The following is a 22,172-nucleotide window of genomic DNA, read 5'->3' as shown; positions in this document are numbered from 1 at the left end:
CATGGATAATGTAGCAATTAAAACTTTACTGGCCGAATTGGACGCACAAGGTATCTTCGTTTATTTGCAAGATGGGCGGTTAAAGTTACGAAGTAAGTTAACGACAGTCCCAGCACCAGAACTGGCAAAGATCAAAGCATGTAAGGATGAGCTGATTGCCTATATGCAACGTCATCATCAGCAACAAGGGGATTTATCAAGTGCGCAACAACGTATTTGGTTTATTGATCAATATGAACAGCAGTCAACTGCATACAATATGTGTGGTCTGTTGCAGCTGTCAGATTCATTGACAATAAATGAACTACAGCGGGCATTTGACAAATTGTTGGCTCGCCATCAAATATTAACAACGCAATTTTTTAACACTGATCAAGGTGTTGTGCAGCGAGTTAATAGCCAGTTGCGCTTAGCATTGAATACACTTGAGATAGCACGGCATGAAACACCCACACAAATAGTTGAAAAATTACACGATGAATTAAGTTACCGCTTTGATCTGGAAAATGATTTACTGATACGTGCAACGTTAATTGGCCACTCAGGTGAAGGTAAATGGTTATACATTGCGATGCATCATATTATTGCCGATGGTTGGTCTGTGCGGCTTTTGGTGCAAGAATTATTGGCGATACTGACAAATAATAATAATACCGTTAATAATGCGGCTGCATGTAAACCTTTACAGTATTTAGATTATGTACATTGGCAAGGTCAGTTTAAACAATCACCTATATATCAACAGCAGCTAAGTTATTGGCAACAAGCGCTAACAGGGATGGAGTTATTTGAGCTGCCAGCGAGTTATCCTCGTGATAAACAAAAAACCTATCAAGGCAAGAGCCAGCACAGTGTTATCGAGACACGGCTGGTTAGTGAGTTTGACAGTTGCTGTCAGCAATTAAGTGCTACTCGGTTTGTCGGGTTGTTAAGTGTGTTTTATGTACTATTACAGCGCTATAGCCAAAAACAGGATATTACGGTGGCGGTGCCTGTATTGAATCGTGAACAGCCCGAATTTGAGAATGTTATAGGGTGTTTTATCAATACCTTACCTATGCGACAAATGGTGTCACCGCAGAGCTCTTTTGCACAATTAATAGCGCAAACTAAAGTGTTAGTGGCGCAAGGGCTAGCAAATCAAAGTGTGGCAGTTGAAGATATTATCGAAACACTTGGCTTAGCTAAATCGTCAGCACATTCAGCATTGTTTCAAATACTGTTTAATTATAACGGTGTAGATACCGGTACTGTGGAAACCGCAACATTGTCGGCTAAATTATTGCCATTAGATAACGGTACTGCAAAATTTGATTTAACCTTGAATGTAAGTGAATCAGAGCAGGGCTTAGATATTAGTTTTGATTATTGCAGTGCGCTATTTGATGACCATGTTATTCAGCAAATGAGCAATGATTTTAATGAGTTAGTTATATCTCTTGGCAATAACGCAGCACAAACTATTGCAACCGTTGAGTTACCCTCTGCGTGTTATGCCAGCCAGTTGTTAGGGCGTAAAAAAGATCATGAAAAAGTCAGCAGTGATGTGATTGCATTACCTGTACAGGTGATAAAGCAGGCTGAGCTTAGTGCTGAAAAAACAGCCTGTATTGAAGCTGACCAACATGGAAAAACCGCACGAAGTTTGAGTTATCAACAATTAGTGCAACAAAGCGCAGCACTCGCCAGCCATATTTTAGCTTTGCAAACTCATCATCAACAAACAACTGCAGCACCCATTGCATTATTGGTATCTCGCTCAATCGATGCCTTATTAACGATGTTTGCACTATTGCAAACAGGCCGTGCTTACTTACCGATTGAGCAAGGCACTCCAGTGGCGCGTATTGCGGAAATTTTACAGCAGGCAGGCTGTGAATATTTAGTAACATTTGATGATACAGCGCTCGAAAAGCAAGCAGTTACGGTATTAAATGAGCAACATATTACATTATGGCCTTTTGCGCAGCTGTCAAAAGCGGCGGTTAATTTAACTGGCTTACCCAATTTAAACCTTAATGACAGCGCGTACGTGATATTTACCTCCGGTTCAACAGGCGCGCCAAAAGGGGTTGAAATTAATCATGCTGCACTAGCGCACTATGTTCAAAGTATTACTAAGCGACTTGAATTGAATAATGATACCAAGTCAGCTGTGGTTACAGGGCTTGCGACCGATCTTTGTTTAACTGGGATATACCCGGTATGGGCGAGTGGCGGCACTGTGGTATTAATTTCACCACATGTAAAAAGTGATCCTGTTGCGATTGTCGATACGTTCAGTGAGCAAGCAATTAACTTTTTAAAGATCACTCCCAGCTTTGCTGCTGAACTATTAGCCACTATTGCTGCGAGTCAAGCACCTCGCGCACCTCTTCAACAGTGGGTGTTAGGGGGGGAATCATTAACAGCGCAATTAGTAGCGCAAATTCGGGCGCTCTATCCAAGCGCTAAATTAATCAATCATTATGGGCCGACAGAAACCTGCATTGGGGTGGCTACCTATGAAATTGAGGATCATCAAACTGCTGAGCAGATGAGTTATCCTATTGGTAGCGCACTTGCGCATGTTGAACTTGCCATACTAGATGCACACCACGAGCCCGTTGCCATGGGCATGCCTGGACAGCTTTATATTGGTGGTGAGAGTTTAGCAACAGGCTATATTCGTGCAACGGATCAGACTGCGAAAAGTTTTGTTGTGATTAACACGACCAAGGGACAACAACGCTATTATTGCTCTGGTGATAATGTACGTTTGCGCAAAGACGGTGCGCTGGAATATTTAGGGCGTTTAGATAAGCAACCTAAGATCAGAGGCTTTAGAGTTGACTTACTTGATATCGAGGCAAAGTTAACGGCTTTATCAGTGGTTAAAAATAGTGCTGTGATTTGTCGCGAAATTGCTTCTGCAGATACTTTAGTTGCGTACTATGTGGCATCTAATGAAGGCCAGCAATTAACTGCTGAGGCCTTACAACAACGGATCAAAACGGACTTAAAGTGTGTATTACCAGAGCCTATGATCCCCAGTTTCTTTGTGCTGAAAGAGCAATTACCTTATCTTGAAAATGGCAAAGTTGATCGTAAATTCTTACAACAACAAATGGTACGCAGCAGCGATACTTTTGTAGCGCCAAAAACGCTAATGCAGCAGCAAGTAGCGGCGTTATTTGCACAGTTAACAGGCTTTGCTAGGGTTGGTCTAGAAGATGACTTTTTTGCAATCGGTGGGCATTCCTTACTAGCAATTAGATTACTTAACCAAATTCGTCAGCAGTTTGGCGTTTCATTGTCACTTAAAGACATCTTCAATCATGCAACCGTTGAGGAGTTAGCCCAGTATTTAACCTGTAGTGAACAAGCTAGCTCAAAGGTGCAATTAACACATATTGATTTAGCTGGGGAACACCCGTTGTCATTTTCTCAGCGGCGTATTTGGTTTGTTGATCAGCTGCAAGGACACAGCCGTCAATATAATTTACAGGGCGTGTTTACGCTGCGCGGTGATGTTGATGTGGCGGCATTGCAGCAGGCATTTAAAGATATCATTAAGCGCCATACGATCCTAAGTTATAACTATAAAAGTACAGCTGATGCGCAGCCATGCCAATATTTTAACGGCCATTTAGCTTTTTCATTGCAACAGATAGACCTTTGCACACAAGCAGATCAACAGCAGCTGTTACAGAAGATGATAGTGGAAGATTATAATCAGTCATTTGATTTAACCTCACAGCTGATGTTACGGGCAAGCTTGATTAAAATAGCCGATCACCATTATCAGTTACTTGTTACTGTTCATCATATTGTTGCCGATGGCTGGTCTATTGGCTTGATATGCCGTGAACTCGCTAGCAATTATAATCAGCATATTGGTATGACAAACGCCACTGATTTGCAAACTCTAGAGCATAATTATATTGATTTTGTACATTGGCAGCATCGTATGCAAGCTGATCCTCAGTGGCAAATAAGTATTGACTACTGGCGTCAACAGTTAGCGCAATTACCTACAGTGCATGAGTTACCTACACAGTACGAGCGAGGTAACGATGTGCTCAGCGGCGGCGGTTTATATAAAACCGTGTTGTCGCCTGCATTAACTGAACAATTAAGATTGTTTATTGCAAACCAAGGTGACACTTTGTTTGTAACCTTACAAACTGTATTTACTTTGTGGTTTAGTCGAGTTTCTGGGCAATCAGATTGTGTGCTAGGTACGCCAGTTGCAGGGCGAGTTGCCGCAGAGCTTGAACCTATTATTGGCAACTTTGTTAACACGCTGGTGTTACGTAATAAGGTGTCAGGGGATACATGCTTTAACCAAGCATTAGCTGATGTAAAAGCAACGTTGAGTGAAGCACTGCTTCATCAACAGATCCCATTTGATCTCTTAGTGGATGAATTAGCCACCGAACGCAGTTTAGCAATTCCGCCGTTAGTACAAGTCATCTTTAGAGTAAACAATACGATAAATGAAAATTTACAGCTAGCAGGGCTATCAATTAAAGCCTCACAGAGCAAGGTGCGTAGCGCTAAACTTGACTTAGAAGTCTCAGTTATAGATACCGGTGACGTGCTAGAAATTGAGTGGTTATACGATACCGCACTATGGCATCAAGCGAATATAGTGACATTCTTTGCTCAATTTAGTTATGTGTTGCAGCAATGCTTGGCTGATCAAAGCGTCAAGCTCGCAGAGTTAATACTGTGGAGCCCGAGCCAGCACGCAGCGGCATTATCTCATAGTGACTCAATTGATATACAAAATACCCAACCATCGTCTTTACATGTGTGTTTTTCGCATTTTGCAAAGCAGCACCCGCAACACCCCGCAGTAAGATGTAATGGCCAAACCTATAGTTACCTCGCCCTTGAACAACGTGCTAATCAGCTTGCGCATTGTTTACTCGAAATGGATTTTGCTGCGCAAAGTCGAATTGCTATTTTGCTGCCATCAGGTGCCGCTATGGTGGTGGCGATACTCGCTATTTTAAAGGCACGTCATGTATACGTGCCGATACACCAAGATACACCAGTAAAAACGTTAAGTTATATTGTTGAAGATGCTGAGTTGATGATGATTTTAGCATTGAGTGAGAATGCCGACACGCTGATCAACAGTGGCGCAGATTTTTTGCTCGTTGATGATCTTCTTGATGACGATTCTAACTTCGACGGCTACCCAGTGGAGCAGCCAGATGAACAACTCAGCCTCAATGTCAAAGATGATGATTTGAGTTACATTATTTATACTTCTGGTTCGACCGGACGGCCGAAAGGGGTGATGATAAACCATGCCAATTTAGCGGCTTATTTACAGCATGCGGTTGCGCATTATATGCCCGATAATTCAGCCCTTTGTAGCAGCGTATTGAGTACGCCTTTGGCGTTTGATGCAACGATCACGGCGTTATATCCAGCCTTGATGCAAGGTGGCGTGGTGGAAATTATTGCGCAAGGGGGTGAACAGTTAACCCAGCTGACGGAACTACTCTTTACAGCAACAGACGCTAAACTGTTTAAGCTCACGCCAGCTCATTTACGTGCCATTTTGGCATTATCGCAGCACTATTGTGTAAGCAATGTTACCCATACATTGGTGATCGGTGGTGAAGCACTCACAACTGAATTGTTGTTGGCGATCCGTGCAAAGTTACCACTGTGTCGTTGGATTAACGAATATGGACCAACAGAAACTACAGTCGGTTCAAGTACTTTTGTAATTGATCACAGTACCAGTGATGAGGTTTTACTGCGTCATAATGATGTCCCAATTGGTTTAGCTAACGATAATGTAACGCTGTTAGTGGTTGACCAATTTGATCAGCCAGCAGCAGTGAATATGCGTGGTGAATTACTTATTGCAGGACCTGTTGTCAGCCCAGGTTACATTAATCAGACTGAGCTTAATAATACCAGCTTTATTACTTTGCAGCTGCCTAGCCAACAGGGTGGAAAAGTGACCAAGCGTTTTTATAGAACAGGCGACATAGCGTTATGGCAAGCTGATGAAACAGGTGCTGCTTGTTATTTAAGATACTGTGGACGTAAGGATCAACAGATCAAGCTGCGCGGTTTTCGAGTTGATTTAGCCGCGATCGAGCAGCTGATCCTGGAACTCCCTGAAGTGGCTGATTGTGCGGTGACGGTTGATAGCAAGCAGCAAACGTTAGCGGCACATATTGTTTACCATCAACATGAAAAGCCATTAGCCGTTAACACCATTAAATCGCATTTATCGCATTACTTAGCGCCGTATATGATCCCCGCACACTGTTATGCTATTACTGTGATGCCACTGACGAAAAACGGCAAGATTGATAAAGCCACATTGATAGCTGACGCACTTAGTTGTTTACAGCCAACTAGCACAACACACAGCAAGCACGCGCAAACACCATTACAGCAATATTTGTTACAGCTGTTTAGTGAGATTTTACTCACTACACATATTGGTTTAGACGATAATTTTTTTGATTTAGGGGGGCACTCGTTATTAGCGATCCGCTTGATTGGTAAGATTCGTGAAGGTAAGCAGCTCGACATAACATTACCGCAATTATTTAAAACCCCAACGATTGCAACGTTAGCGCAAGCATTACAAAACTGTGAAAAAATTCAGTCACACCAAGAGATTGTGAAAATATCTCGCCAGCAAGCGCTACCTCTTTCCTATGCACAGCAACGATTATGGCTTATTGATCAAGTACATAATGAAAGTGTGCAATATCATATGCCAGCTAGCTTTGTGTTTACGGGGAAGTTGGAGCTGACTGCATTGTCGGGCGCGTTATATGCACTTATTGAACGCCATGAAGTGCTGCGTACCGTTATTATTACACGCGACCAAGGCTCAGCGCCTGAGCAGTGTATTAATGAACACTTTGAGATCCCACTTGAGCTGCACGATTTAAGTATGCTTAATCGTGAACAGCAAGATCACCAATGGCAATTACTGTCGTCACATGCAAGTAGTAAAGCGTTTGATTTGGCAAGCGACGTTTTACTGCGTGTGGTGGTTGCTAAAATTAGCAATGAGCAAAGTTTTGTGCATTTTAATATGCATCATATTGCAAGCGATGGCTGGTCAATGGCAATTTTAGTTCGCGAGTTTATTGCTTTTTACCGAGCTGCAAGTGCTGAACCGCGATTTGTTTTACCTGCATTATTACAGCAACCATTAGCTATCCAATATGCCGATTTCGCTTATTGGCAGCGTTTAGTATGCAGTGAAAGTGCCTTGCATGAATCACTTTCTTATTGGCGTACTCAGTTAACAGGTGCCCCTTTTGTTCATCAATTACCAATAGAGCAGCCTCGAGCAATCCAACAGCAGTTGCAAGGGCAATGTTTTAACCAGCATTTGTCCGCTGCAACGACTAAAGCTATCCACCAACAATGTGCCACACACGGTGTTACTTTATATATGTGGTTACACACAACCTTTTCCTTGTTAATGATGCGATTGAGTGAAGCGACGGATATTTTAGTTGGCTCTCCAGTTGCTGGTCGTGAACAGCCACAAATAGCTAATCTAATTGGTTTTTTTGTTAATACCTTAGTGATCCGCACCCGCAGTGAAGGACAGCAAAACTTCACGCAGTTATTAATGCAGCAAAAACAGGTGATTTTAGATGCTTTTAAACATCAACAAGTGCCATTTGAACAATTAGTTGAAGTACTGCAGCCTGAGCGAAACTTAGCACATCATCCTTTATTTCAAATTTTATTTGCACTGCAAAACAATGAAACGAGTGATTTTTCACTGCCAGGTTTACATATTGAAATGCAGCCACACGCAGCACCAAAAATGAAATTTGATTTAGAGGTCAATGCAATTGAGCAAGGCGATGGCATTGAGCTGCAGTGGAATTTTAGTGAGACATTATTTAATGCCAGTAGTATTACTGAATATGCAGCAGCATTCGAGGTCTTGATTGATGCGATACTAAGTGACCCTCTTATGAAGTTGCAGCTATTACCTGTAGTGTCAGCAACCAAAGAAAATGTGCTGCTTAACTTATCTTCGCCACCCTATGCAAGGCACACTCAGCCACTTAACCTTGTCACGCAAATCGCACGTCAAGCTGAACAATATCCAACACGTAATGCGGTCGTTGGCCCTGATGGTGAAGTGTTGAGTTATGTTGAATTACAGACTCAGTCACAGCTGTTAGCCAATTATTTACAAGAACAAGGGATAACCGCCGGAAGTAAAGTTGCTTTATGTGTTAGCGCAACGGCACAAATGCTGGTCGCCATGTTAGCGATTTTAAAAACCGGCAGTGCCTATGTGCCGATTGATCCAAAATTACCAGTATCCAGAGTGCAATTTATTATCGATGACAGTAAAGCACAGTGTTTGATCACACAGTCAGCGTTTGCTAAACAGCATCTAACGGATGAGCTCGGGAGTCTTATTGCGCCATTATGTGTATTGCTTGATGAGCCAAACAGTTGGCAGTATGGCTCACTCAATGGTTCGCAAAGTGCACTGCCTGCGTCATATTCGGCGGATGATCTTGCATATATTATTTATACATCAGGAACCACAGGCACCCCAAAAGGGGTGATGATCAGCCATGGTAATTTAGCTTGTTACTTAGCACATGCGCAGTGTGAGTATCTATCAGCTGCGTTAACAACCAGTGTGGTGAGTACGCCATTGGCATTTGATGCTACGGTCACTTCGTTGTGGGCACCATTACTAATGGGTATCAATATTACACTACTTGCTGATGATGAGCAGATGCTTGAGCAGCTTGCAAAGCAGATATTCAGCTCTCAAGCCTGCTTATTTAAAGTTACTCCTGCACATTTACAAGGCTTACTTGCGTTTGCTCCAGCTGCTGCAGTAGCAACTGCACATGTGGTTGTCATTGGTGGTGAAGCATTACCCACTCAGTTGCTCAAATCGTTAACTCAGTATTTGCCTAATTGCCAGTGGGTGAATGAGTACGGCCCAACTGAAGCGACGGTAGGTTGCAGTGTTTATCATTGCGAGCTTAAGCAAATTAGCGAGCTTGAACGGCGTAAAATGGCCCAAGTGCCAATTGGTCGGGCGATTGCAGATAGTCAGTTGGTGATATTAGATGAACATCAGCAATTAACCGCAATGGGTGCCATTGGCGAGCTTTATATTGCCGGTGACAATGTTGCTCAAGGGTATTTAAATCAAGCGAGTTTAACGGCGCAAAGTTTTGTGTGGTTACCTTTTGGGCATCAGCAAACTGTGCAGCGATTTTATCGTACTGGGGATAAAGTGCGTTGGTTGCTTGATAAACATGGCCAACCAGAACACCTGCTATTTTGTGCACGAGTCGATGAACAAATTAAGTTGCGCGGTTATCGCATTGAGCCGGGCGAAATTACAGCACAGTTAGTCCAGCATAAAGAGATTAGTGAGGCATGTGTAATATTAAATAAAGACACTGAAAACCTTGAGGCTTACTTAGTGCTTACGCCACACAGCTCAGTGATCACAGCGTTTGGGCAAGAGCAGCAAATAACACTCTTAGGCGCACAGCAACAGGCTATGCTTAGCAACTACCTGGCGAGCTATTTACCTGCTTATATGGTGCCAACAAAATGGTATGCGATAAGCGCTATTCCCCTGACATCTAACGCAAAAGTTGACAGTAAACAACTACTGCAATGGGGCCAATCAGTCGCAGTAGCAACTGAAAATGTACCGCCGCGTAATGACTTAGAAGCTGCCTTGGTCGATATTTTTGCTGCGCAGTTACAAGTTGACTCTGTTGGCATCACCGATAACTTTTTTGCGCTCGGGGGGCATTCATTATTGGCAACACAATGTATGGCGTTGCTCAAGGCGCGGTTACAGGCTGATATTCCAGTGAGAGTTCTGTTTGAAAGGCCGACAATTGCGGCTATTGCTAGCTGGTACGCCATTCATCAAGCCGCTAATAACGCCATGAGTGAAAATGATAACTCAGAAGAGATGTTTTTGTGATGGAAAATCAACTGCTAGAAATTGAAGAGTTAATCGCAGATGCTTTACGAGCAGGTGTTACTTTGTATGAAAAACAAGGTGCTTTAGCATTTAAACAAAGTAACGGTTTTCCAAGTGAACTTAAAGCTCGGATCATTGAGCATAAAGCGGCGATTATCCGCTATTTTCAGCAACAACAGTCAGTGGTTACGTTGCAAAGTAATATGGACGTAATTGCCATCGCTGAGCGAGATAGGTGTTTGCCTTTGAGCTTTGCTCAACAAGGCTTATGGTTTATTGAGCAGTTACAAGGCAGCCAACAATATTATATGCCTGCTGAGTTTACTCTAAAAGGCCATATAGATGTGCCGTTGTTACGCGCGGCAATCAAACACATTGTTGGTCGCCATGAAATATTACGCAGTCAGTTTATAACTGATCCGCAAGGTATACCGTATGTGCAAGTAACAGACACCTTTGTGACGCCTTTTCAGTGGCTGGATGCGTCAACATTCCCAGTTACGCAGCGACAAAGCCAAATAAAAGCTGCGCTGATACAACATCAAGCTCAGCCATTTGATTTGAGTCGAGATGTATTAATACGGGTGCTATTGGTATCCGATAATGAGCAACATTATTTAGCATTTAATATGCATCATATTGTTAGTGATGGCGCGTCAATGCAAATATTTGCTCAAGAATTACAAACCATTTATACGCAACTACTGCAAGGTAATGTCGAATTAGACTCGTTACCAATTCAATATGCTGATTACGCTGCGTGGCAACGAAATACCTTAACAGCAGAGTACTTTACAGCAGCAATTAATTATTGGCGTACAACACTTGGCGATCTTGAACCGTTGCAATCACTACCAACGGATAAAGTTAGATCGAGCGTTCAAAAGCAGTCTGGTTTAGTTTATCGGCAACGGTTAAGTCGCTCGTTAGTTGAAAAAATACAACAACATGCGGCGAGTCAATCAGTCACACCATTTATGTGGTTGTTAAGTAGTTTTATGTTATTTATTGGCCGTATTAAACAAACGGAACAGGTACTGATCGGCACGCCAACTCAGGGCCGTGAGCATCCACAGCTAAACGATTTAATCGGTTTGTTTGTTAATACCTTAGTGATGCATGCCGTATTGCCGGATGAATTAACTTTTAATGCATGGTTGCAGCAACAAAAAGAACGTATTTTACAGTCGTTTGAATATCGCAATATGCCATTTGATAAACTGGTTGAAGGGCTCAATTGTCAACGCGATTTAAGTCATCATCCTTTAGTACAAATTTTCTTCACTCTAACTGTTGATGAGCAACCAACCTTTCAGTTACCGGGTGTTGAAATAGCGGAGGCTCGCAGTGAAGCACGAGAGCACCACAGCGCAGTAAAATGTGATTTGGAGCTTAATGCAGTTATCGACAACCAAGGTTTAACAGTTACTTGGAAGTTTGATGAAGCACTTTATGAGCTTGCGACAATTACTCACTGGGCAGATAGTTTTGCCGTATTATTAGCAAACATTGTTGCTGCACCGGATACCCAAATATCAAAATTGGCATTGCTTGATGAACAGCAGCTACAGGCATTAACTGACGCTGCCACATCGCAGCAAGCGGATAGTACAAGTTGGGATCAAAGCGCCAGTATAGTGAGTGTATTTGAACAACAAGCAATCAGGTTTGCTGACCAGTTGGCGCTAGTCGATGAGCACGAAGCACTCACTTATAAACAGCTTAATGAACGGGCAAATCTACTCGCCAGAGTATTATTAAGTCAGGGTGTTGAAGCGCAAGATATGCTGCCAGTGAGCGTAACCCGCAATGTTAATTTAGTGGTGACGTTATTAGCGGTGCTAAAAGCTGGCGCTGCTTATGTGCCTATTGATCCCAATTATCCTCGCGATCGGATCAGTTATATTGTAGACGATGTCCAGAGTAACTTAGTGTTGTGTGATAACAGTAGTCTCGGGTTGTTTTCGCAGCATAACTTAACGTGCATAAATATTGATGATTGCGCGATCTACACAGCTATTAATCAGATTAGTGATACACAAAACCTCGAGTTAGCTATTTGTCCATCCCACTTAGCGTATATGATTTACACCTCTGGCACTACTGGACGGCCTAAAGGCGTGCAAATTGAACACCGCCAAGTGATCCGATTATTGTGTGTACAGCCGAGTTTATTTGATTTTAATGAGCATGATGTATGGACTCTGTTTCATTCATTTTGTTTTGATTTTTCGGTGTGGGAAATGTACGGCGCGTTACTTTTTGGTGGCCGCTTAGTTATTGTGGATGCAGATACCGCAAAAGACAGTGATGCATTTGCAAATTTATTACTAGATCAACACGTCAGCGTGCTAAATCAAACCCCCAGTGCTTTTTATGCGCTACAAACAGTAATGTTAACCAAGCCTTCGCAGCGTATACAGCAGAGCAAAATTAGATACGTCATTTTTGGTGGCGAAGCATTACAGCCCGTTAAGTTGACACCTTGGGCAAAACGCTTTAGCGACTGCCAACTGATCAATATGTATGGCATTACTGAAACAACGGTTCATGTGACTTTCAAGCGTTTACATGACGCAGATCTGGTATCTGGTGCAAACAATATTGGTCGGCCAATACCAACGACCAGTTGCTACGTTTTGGATAAGTTTCGTCAGTTACTACCTGTTGGCGCAGTTGGTGAGTTATATGTAGGTGGGGATGGGGTTTGCAGGGGGTATTGGCGCCGTGATGAGCTCAACGTTGAGCGCTTTGTGGCAGATACATTTTCTTCAGCTAACGCAGCTAAAAAACTATATAAAACGGGTGATTTAGTACGTCAGTTAGCAACTGGCGAATTGAGTTATATGGGCCGTATTGACGACCAAGTTAAAGTACGCGGTTACCGTATTGAACTGGGTGAAATAGAAAACCAGTTACGTGGCCACCCTAAGCTGAGTAGCGCAACAGTGTTACTGAATACTCAACAGCCGACTAATCCACGGATCACAGCATTTGTTATCGTCAAAAGTGATGCCGTATTTGCTGCACTCACAAGCGAAGTACAACAGTTTTTACGCACCACATTACCCGAATTTATGCTGCCAACGAATGTTATTGCCGTGCTGCAGATGCCATTAACGGTGAACGGTAAAATTGATAAAAAAGCACTCTTAGCGCTGGATCAATTACAGCTTAAAGCAACTGCAGATGAGCCTCCAGGATCGGATGACGAACAAGCAATCGCTGCGGCATTTGAGGCGATATTAAAGGTTTCAAACGTGGGTAGGCAAGGGCACTTTTTTGAATTGGGTGGGCATTCATTATTAGCTAGCCAATTAGTCAGTCACTTAGCGCAACACGCTCAGTTGTCGATTACTTTAGCTGATCTGTTTTACGCGCCGCAGGTCCACACACTCGCGTTAGCGGCTGCGCGCAATAAAGCTGCCAATTACACTGTAGCATCAGCAGTTATCCCGAAAGTGCAATCAGTAACGCAATTACCGGTATCTTTTGCTCAACAACGATTATGGACCATAGATCAATTGCAGCCGGGAAACGTGCAATATCATATGCCAGCTAATTTTGAACTGCATGGTTTGCTTGATGTTGATACATTTCAACGCGTGTGTGACGCTATCGTGCAGCGTCATGAAGTGTTGCGTACGTTTATCACAGTCGGTAAAGCAAACTTACCTCAGCAAGTGGTCCAAGACACATTTCCATCGGTGTTAAAGATCATAGATGCCAGTGAACTTAACGATGAGCAACAGCAACGACTGTGGTTAAAAACGCTGCGCGATGACAGCCAAGCAGCCTTTGATTTAAGGTGCCAGTTACCGCTGCGTATTATTTTAGTTAAGCTGCATGCAAAGCATTGGAAGTTACGGGTAAATATGCATCATATTGCCTCTGATGCACATTCTTTAGCAATATTAGCGAGTGAATTTGAAGCGTTTTATCAAAGCTTTACGAGTCAAACTCGGTTGCCTGAACAGCTTGCGCAACCTTTATCAATTCAATACGGGGATTATGCTCATTGGCAGCGTAGTCAGTTACACCAGCAGCAGTTAGATAAACACCAAGCATTTTGGTTACAACAGTTACAAGATGCCCCACCGATACATCAAATACCGCTGGATAAAATACGTCCTAAACAGCTTACGTCCGCTGGTGCGAGCTATCAAATACAGCTAGATAAAACCACGGTTTCGGCGATCCACAGGCAATGCCAGCAGTTTGATGTGAGCTTATTTATGTGGCTGCATAGTGCTTATGCTGCATTTGTAGCTAGGTATAGTCAGTGTGATGATGTTGTGATTGGTGCGCCATTTTCAGGGCGTTCACAAACGCAACTAACTCCCTTAATTGGATTCTTTATTAATACACTGCCGATCCGTTGTCAATTGCGCGAAGATATGTGTTTTGAAGGGCTACTCGCACAGCAAAAACAATTAATTGTTGCCGTTGGTCAGCATCAAGCCATGCCATTTGAAAAAATTGTTGATGCTTTGCAGTTACCGCCTAGCATGAGTCAACAGAGTGTTTTTCAGCTTACATTTTCGTTAAACCCAAGGTTAAATACACAGTTTAAATTACCTAATATACAGGTTACAGCGATTGATGAGCAGCCACCGCAAGTAAAATTTGATATTGAGCTGGCATGCAGTGAAGATGACGATGAGTTACGCTTTAGCTGGGCTTATAACACGGCGTTATTTACCCCACAAACAATTCAAACCATGGCTACGGCATTATGCACTTTAATTAGGTCATTCACAGCCGATCCGCAGGTTGCTATACAGTCAGCTACAATGTTGACAGATAAACAGCTGCATAACTGCGTGCTCAAAGGTGAGCAACGGCTAAATAAGCCAGTTGCAACCGTCATAGATGCATTTACTGCTGTAGCCGAACAGCATGCTAAAACTGACACTGGCATTATTGAGGCAGCCTCAGGGCAATTTGCGAGTTATCAGCAAATTCATCAGCGTAGTGAATTATTGGCAAAATACTTGATACAGCAAGGCTTACAAGCTGAACAGCCTGTTGTTGTAAGCATGCAAAGCGGCATTGACTTAATAGTTTCATTGCTAGCGATTATGAGAGCGGGTGGCTGTTATGTTCCTGTTGATCCGAATTATCCAGCATCTAGAATTGCTTATATTATTAATGATTGTGGTGCGCAGTGGCTTATCACTCACACTGCATTTGCAGCGCTGTTAGAAGATAATTGTGGTGCGAACAGCCAGCTTATTTACCTTGATAATGAGCAATTTAAGTACACTTTAAACCTTGCATATAATACACTAAGTCAAGTGCAATTACCCAAAATAGAGGCGGCGCAATTAGCGTATGTCATTTATACATCAGGCACAACGGGTAACCCTAAAGGGGTAATGATCCCCCACCAAGGGCTGAGCAATTTATGCCGTTGGCATCAACGCGCATTTGCTGTTGATAAATCAAGTATTGCCAGTCAAACAGCAAATATCGCGTTTGACGCTGCAAGCTGGGAGATCTGGCCTTATTTAAGCGCCGGAGCAAAGCTGGTAATTGTGCCGCGAGAAAGTTTAGATAACCCGCAAAAATTAGCGCAACTACTTGATGAACATCATGTGAGTCATTGCTTTTTAGCCACCCCAATCGCTGAAATAATGTTGGCAGATCACGCTTTTACGCCTGTTACTTTGCGTTATTTACTGGTTGGCGGCGACAAGTTAAAAACATGCCCCTCAGCTGCAAAACCGTATTGTATTATTAATAATTATGGCCCTACAGAGACCTCAGTTGTTGCCACCTCGGCTGAGGTTGGTAAAACAACGGAAGAGCTGGGCATGGCTCCAGATATAGGCTATGCGATTGATAATGTAAAGTTATTAATTGTTGATCAGCAGGGGCAGCCGGTTGTGTCTGGCATGATTGGTGAATTATATATAGCTGGTGCAGGATTAGCGCGAGGCTATTTGAACCGTCCAGAGCTTACAGCACAGCGTTTTATTTACTTAACGACAGTTGCAGAGCAACAACTGCGAGCCTATAAAACTGGTGATTTAGTTAGGCAATTAAATAACGGTCGTATTGCCTACATTGGCCGCAATGATGCACAAGTTAAATTACGCGGTTACCGTATTGAACTGTCTGAAATTGAGTATCACTTACGTGCTATTGCTGGCGTAACGGATTGTGTTGTTAGCGTGAGTGAATTGGCTGAAGGCCATAAGCAGCTGTTGGCTTTTATTGTCACGCCACAGATAAGTGATTCGCTCCAAGCGCAATTTAAGCGCCAAAGTATAGCAAGTCTTAAAGTTAAGTTACCGGATCACATGATACCGAGTGAGCTTATTCACGTAGATGAAATTCCCCTGACGGCACATGGCAAAATAGATCATCTGCAATTACATAAACACCTACGCACACCAAGCGAACAAATTGTTACACAGCAATTAAATCAAGGACCTGCAGCACAACAAGCAAGCGGATTAAGCAGCTTACTACTCACTTTGTATCGACAAGTATTAAATCAGCCGATGCTGCAAGTTGATGATGATTTTTTTGCGGCGGGAGGGGACTCAATTCTCAGTATTCAAATTGCCAGTCGGGCAAGAGCGCAAAATATTAGTTTGTCAGTAGCTGATATTTTTAACTTTAGTACCGTTGCAGTGCTAGCTGAGCAATTGGTACACAAACAGCCACAACGGAAACAGGTTGAGCCACAGCAAAGCTTTTCAGGCGCATTGCCATTACTTCCCATTCAACATTGGTTTTTTGAACAACAATTTGTAGCAGCTGATCATTGGAACCAGTCACTCTTACTCAGTGTTGATAAAACAGTGACTGTGCAACATATTAAAGAGTTAACATGCGCTTTATTAGCGCACCATGATAGTTTGCGGTTAGTCGTTGATGATAAAGGCCTACAAAAGCAATTTTTTATAAAACAGCATCTTAGTGCAGATCACGTTTGCCATTTTATTGATCTAGCTGAGCACAATGATGATTGGTCTCAAGCATTAGAGAAAGTGTGTGAAGTGCAACAAGGAGCTTTTCGCTTTGATGGCACTGCATTGTTGCAAATCTGCCATATAAAAACCCCAGCTCAGCAAAGTGATAACCGCTTGCTGATCATCGCCCATCACTTATTAATTGATGGTGTATCTTGGCGCATTTTGCTTGAAGATATTAACCAAGCGTTGTCAGCTGCAAAATTACAGCAGAATATTTGTTTTGCTTCTCGTACTGCTAATTTATATGACATTAGTCAATTTTTAATTGCGCAAGGTAAAGATGAATATGATTTAAAACACTGGCAAGCATTGGTTGCTGTGGCGACTAAGCCCAGCTTTTTTCGTTTTGTAAGGCAGCAAGAGCCAATCAAAAAACAACTGCAACAACATACATTAACACTCCCATGTGCAGCTACGCAGCAGCTCTTGACGACAGCAAATAGACCTTATAATACCAGTATCCAAACGCTACTGTTGGCCGCGTTACAATGGTCTGCAGTTAGGCATTATGACTTGGACGATCATCTTATTGTCCTTGAAGGACATGGCCGAGAGTTACTTAATAATCAACTTGATAGTACTCGAACGCTTGGCTGGCTTACTGCTATGTATCCATTTCGATTATTTAGCAATACGCAAAATATTGCCGATTTGATCTGTGATATGAAAGAGCAATTAGCCAATTTATCGACTAAAGCTAGTCGATATGGAGCCTTACGTTATTATCATCCAGATGAGAAGACCCGCCAATCGTTGACTATTACGACGGAGAATCATCTATTTTTTAATTATTTAGGCCAGCTAGATAGTGCGCTGCAACATAATGGTTTATTAGATGATGCGCCAGAATCCGCGGGCAGTTTGCATAGCCAACATAATCACGCCTACTATGGTCTGCAATTAACAGCAGCAATAGTCAATGAGCAATTGTCGATGCATGTGGAGTATGATGGTGCCCGTATAGCTGAAGCCGATGTCGCTTCATTAATGACGCATTATCAAGCAAGTATTATGACGGTGCTTGAACATTGCATACAAGACGACATTAAGCGCCATACGGTAAGTGATTTTCCACTCTTGCCAACGATGGCAAATCATCAGTTACAGCATTTATTAGCCCCTTTTAAGCAATCAGCCATTGTTGATATTTACCCGCTAAGTGCACTGCAAGAAGGTATGTGGTTTCACAGTCAACGAACTGGTGAAGTATCACAACATAGTGCTTATTATGAACAAACGACACTGTTACTTGAGGGGGCATTTGACATCGAAGCTTTCGAGTATGCATGGCACCAGCTACTTGATACACATAGCATATTACGTACTGCGTTCGTAGCAAGCCCAGTGGGACCAGTGCAAATCGTGGTTGATAAATACCATGTACCATTGCAGGTTGAGTTGGTAACTGAAGCAATTATGCAGCAGCAACAACAATCAATACTTGATGAGCAAGCCTATATTACTGCTATTGCAGATCAGGAATATCAACAAGGTATTGATCTAGCTGCGGCGCCTTGTATGCGATTACGTTTGCTTGCTCTGAGTGATACAAAAATGGCATTTATTTGGACATACCATCATTTGATCATGGATGGCTGGTCATTACCTGTATTGTTTTCAGAGTTATTACAGCATTATCAGGCTCGCCTTGCAGGGCATGGTTTATCTCTAAAAAAAGATAACTATAGCGACTATATTAAGTATCTACAGCAACAAGATAAAACAACCGAGCAACAATTTTGGCAAGGTTATCTAGCCAATATAGATCAGGCAACATTATTGGTTGAGCATATTGCGCAGCGCAAGCAAGGCGATGATATCAACACGGTGTCTGAGCAAACCTTAGTGCTTGAGCCTGAATTGGGTTCACAATTGGTTGAGTTTGCTCGTCAACAGGGTTTAACAGTTAATCATTTACTGCAAGGTGCCTGGGGTTACTGGCTGAGTGTTTGTTGCAATTCAGATTACGCCTTATTTGGGCAAACAGTATCTGGGCGACCTAGCCAACTTACTAACGTTGAGCAACGGGTTGGTTTATACATTAATACCCAAGCTGTGTTGTTAACCACATCGGGTGAGCAGTCGGTGTTAGCGTATTTAAAGTCAGTTAAGCAAAGCTTATTAGCTGTATCTGATTATGCACATACTCCATTAACCCAAGTACATAACTACAGTAATATTGCTAATGGCAGTCCATTGTTTGATGCTTTGTATGTATTTGAAAATTTCCCGACAGATCCATTGGCTGAAATTGCAAATATGCCATTTAAGGTGTTAGCGAATGACAGTAAAGATCTCACTCATTATCCAATGACTTTAGTTGTTGGCCAAGCTGAGCAACTCTCATTGACCTTGAGTTATCAAAGCGCACTATTTAATGATCCGCTTGCCAGTCATTGCTTGGCTATGTTGCAGCAGTTATTACAATCGTTTGTAATGGCACCTGAGCAACCATTGTCTAGCTTAGCAATTGATTTAGTAGATCATCGATTTACAACAGGTATAGATAAGGTAGCTGAGTTTAGTTTATCAGCTAATCAAGTGGCAGATGTAAGCTGGGATATAGCAACAACATTACAACAACGATTTACACAAATTGTAGCAAGTTATGGTGAGTCAACAGCGTTGAAATATTATAATGATGACAATAACCTACCAGTTAAAACAATGAGTTATAATGAGTTGGATGCAGCCGCTAACAGACTGGCTAATTACTTACTCACACATACGCTAGGCTCTGACAGAGCTTTGACCATAGGGATCTGTTTGAGCCCAGGTTGTGATTTGATTGTCGCTATTTTAGCGAGTTTAAAGATCGGTGCGGCTTATGTACCGATTGCACCTAGTTTACCATTAAAAAGGCGGCAGTTTATGGCCGCTGATGCAGAGCTTGCAGTATTGCTAACGTGCGAACAAGACTGGCAGGGCGCATTACCGCCAACACTTAACATCGATCTTCATACTTGTGCTGCGGCACTTGCTTTACAACCTAATTACAGCCCAACAGTAACTTACACACCGCATGATTTATGCTATGTGATCTATACCTCAGGTACAACAGGGGTGCCAAAAGGAGTTATGGTTGAGCAACACAGTGTTATTAACTATGTGCAGTGCTTACAAAAAAATTATGCGATCACTTCGCAAGATAATTACTTACAGTTTGCAAGTTGCAGCTTTGATGTATTTGCAGAGGAGGTTTTTTGTACTTTGCTAAGCGGTGCAACTTTAGTGATGGCCGATCAACAAAAATTACTCGATACCCAGTATTTAGCTAAACTATCGCAATATAGTCAATTGACCTTAATGAGTTTACCTACAGCCTATTGGCATCAATTAGCTGCAGCACCAGTAACACTTGCCGATCAGTTACGCATTATCACAATTGGTGGAGAGCAAATGCAAGCCGCAATGTTGCAGCAATGGCAAGCTTATTACAGTGATAATATTATTTTGATCAATGCTTATGGACCAACAGAAGCAACTATTTCTGCAACATTAATTGAGGTAACTGATTATACAGGTTCTGAAGTACCGATTGGCCAACCAGTGGCAGGGCTACAATTACACATTCTAGATAAATATTTAAGAGCGGTTCCCTATTATGTTAGTGGGCAGCTTTACCTCAGTGGAAAAGGGTTAGCAAGGGGTTACCTTAACGATGTAAAGAAAACGGCTGCTGCATTTATTATTGAACCAAAAAGCGGCGTTAGGTTATATAAAACGGGTGATAAAGTGCGTTGTACAAATACCCAAGAAGTAATGTTCTTAGGGCGTTTAGATGAACAAGTTAAAATTCGCGGCTATCGTGTTGAGTTACCCGAAATAGAACGTCATTTACTTGCGTTGCCACAAATAAACGCCTGTGCTGTAGTGGTTCGTAAAGATAAAAGTGGCAATGAGCAGCTAGTTGCATTTGTTGATGTGGGTGAGCTAGAGCGAGCCAGTGAGCAACTAATTCGTGCTTTAGTTGGTGTGTTGCCCGAGTATATGGTGCCACAAAATGTTCAATTTGTTGACAGTTTACCCTGTACAAATAATGGCAAAATTGATCGAAAACAGCTTAGTAAAACAGCGCAACAATTGAGTAGTCGTAATGACTTTTCATATAGTGCGCCGATCACGCCATTGCATAAATTATTGGTTGAACAATTTAGTCAGTTGTTAAACATAGAGCAAGTGGGGATCAACGATGATTTCTTTATGCTGGGTGGTCATTCATTACTGGCAATGCGCTTGGTATCAAAATTGAGCTATCAGATGCAGTTAACGGTATCTATTGATATGTTATTTCGCCACCGTACTGTAAACGCTTTAGCTGAGGCAATTGAGCAATTACAAAAAAGCCACGCTGCTGATTTTCAGCCTACAACTTTAGTCTGTTTACAGGCCGGTGAACAAGGGTTTCAGCCAGTGATTTTAGTCGCCGGTGCGGGAGGGTTACTGATGATCTATCAAGCATTGGTTAATCAACTAGATCAACGTATTCCTGTTTATGGTTTGCAGCCAGATCTGATCGCTTTAGAGCCAGATATTATTAATTCATTGTCACTGACCGCACACCATTACTGCAACGCATTAATTGAGCAGGGGATAGACGCTAATATTCACTTGGTTGGTCATTCATTTGGAAGCTTTGTTATTCATCAAATGGCGCAGCAATTAGTACTGCGCAATAAAGCTCCAGCCTCACTGCTAGTAATTGATACGCCTATGCCTAATTCAGCTGTGCTAGAACTGCAAGACAGGCAAATAGCAGCGTTACTAATAGCGAACCTGAGTGAATTTTTTCAATTGAACTTAACTGACGATGAGCAGCAGTTATATTGCACGCTTGCTGATGAACAACAAACAAAGTGGTTAAGTAAGCATTTAGCTGCTGCGGGCTACCAGTTCAGTGCTCGTCAATTGCTAACACTGCAATGCGTATATAAAGCGCAGTTACAAGCAAAGGTAGAAATAAATAGAGAGTTACTTGAGGTGCCGCTTATGGTTATAAAAGCACACGATACCAAAGAGTTTGCAGGCCAATTGCTTGCTGATGATATGGGCTGGCGAGTAGTTAACCCTGAACTTTCGGCAATAGAGATCACAGGTAATCATCTGTCAATCTTACAGCATCAGTTTGTTGCTGCAATCGTTGAACAAATTGCAAGTAAATATACACTTTATTAACAAGTGGGTGAAAAATGTTCTACAGTAAACCT

The 22,172-nt window shown here is 42.3% G+C and carries 2 protein-coding genes; both read left to right on the top strand.

Going from position 1 to position 22,172, the window contains the following annotated elements:
* The first annotated feature begins 1 nt into the window (after window position 1).
* On the top strand, window positions 2-9,979 hold the full coding sequence (locus H5203_RS01600; RefSeq protein ID WP_182819254.1) for a non-ribosomal peptide synthetase: 9,978 nt from the start codon (window positions 2-4) through the stop codon (window positions 9,977-9,979).
* Window positions 9,979-22,140 carry a non-ribosomal peptide synthetase gene (locus tag H5203_RS01595; RefSeq protein ID WP_182819253.1) on the top strand — a complete coding sequence of 4,054 codons (12,162 nt, stop codon included), beginning with the start codon at window positions 9,979-9,981 and terminating at the stop codon, window positions 22,138-22,140. Before H5203_RS01600 ends, H5203_RS01595 begins: the two co-directional genes overlap by 1 nt.
* The last annotated feature ends 32 nt before the right edge of the window (window positions 22,141-22,172 follow it).

The sequence above is a fragment of the Pseudoalteromonas sp. SG41-1 genome, assembly GCF_014164575.1.
GTDB classification, from domain to species: domain Bacteria; phylum Pseudomonadota; class Gammaproteobacteria; order Enterobacterales; family Alteromonadaceae; genus Pseudoalteromonas; species Pseudoalteromonas rhizosphaerae.
The sequence above is the reverse complement of the archived record's forward strand: the minus strand, read 5'-3'. Positions and strand labels throughout refer to the sequence as shown.

Excerpts from the sequence above, each read along its gene's own strand:
- H5203_RS01600 (WP_182819254.1), top strand. The coding sequence starts at position 2 with ATGGATAATGTAGCAATTAAAACTTTACTGGCCGAATTGGACGCACAA.
- H5203_RS01595 (WP_182819253.1), top strand. The coding sequence starts at position 9,979 with ATGGAAAATCAACTGCTAGAAATTGAAGAGTTAATCGCAGATGCTTTA.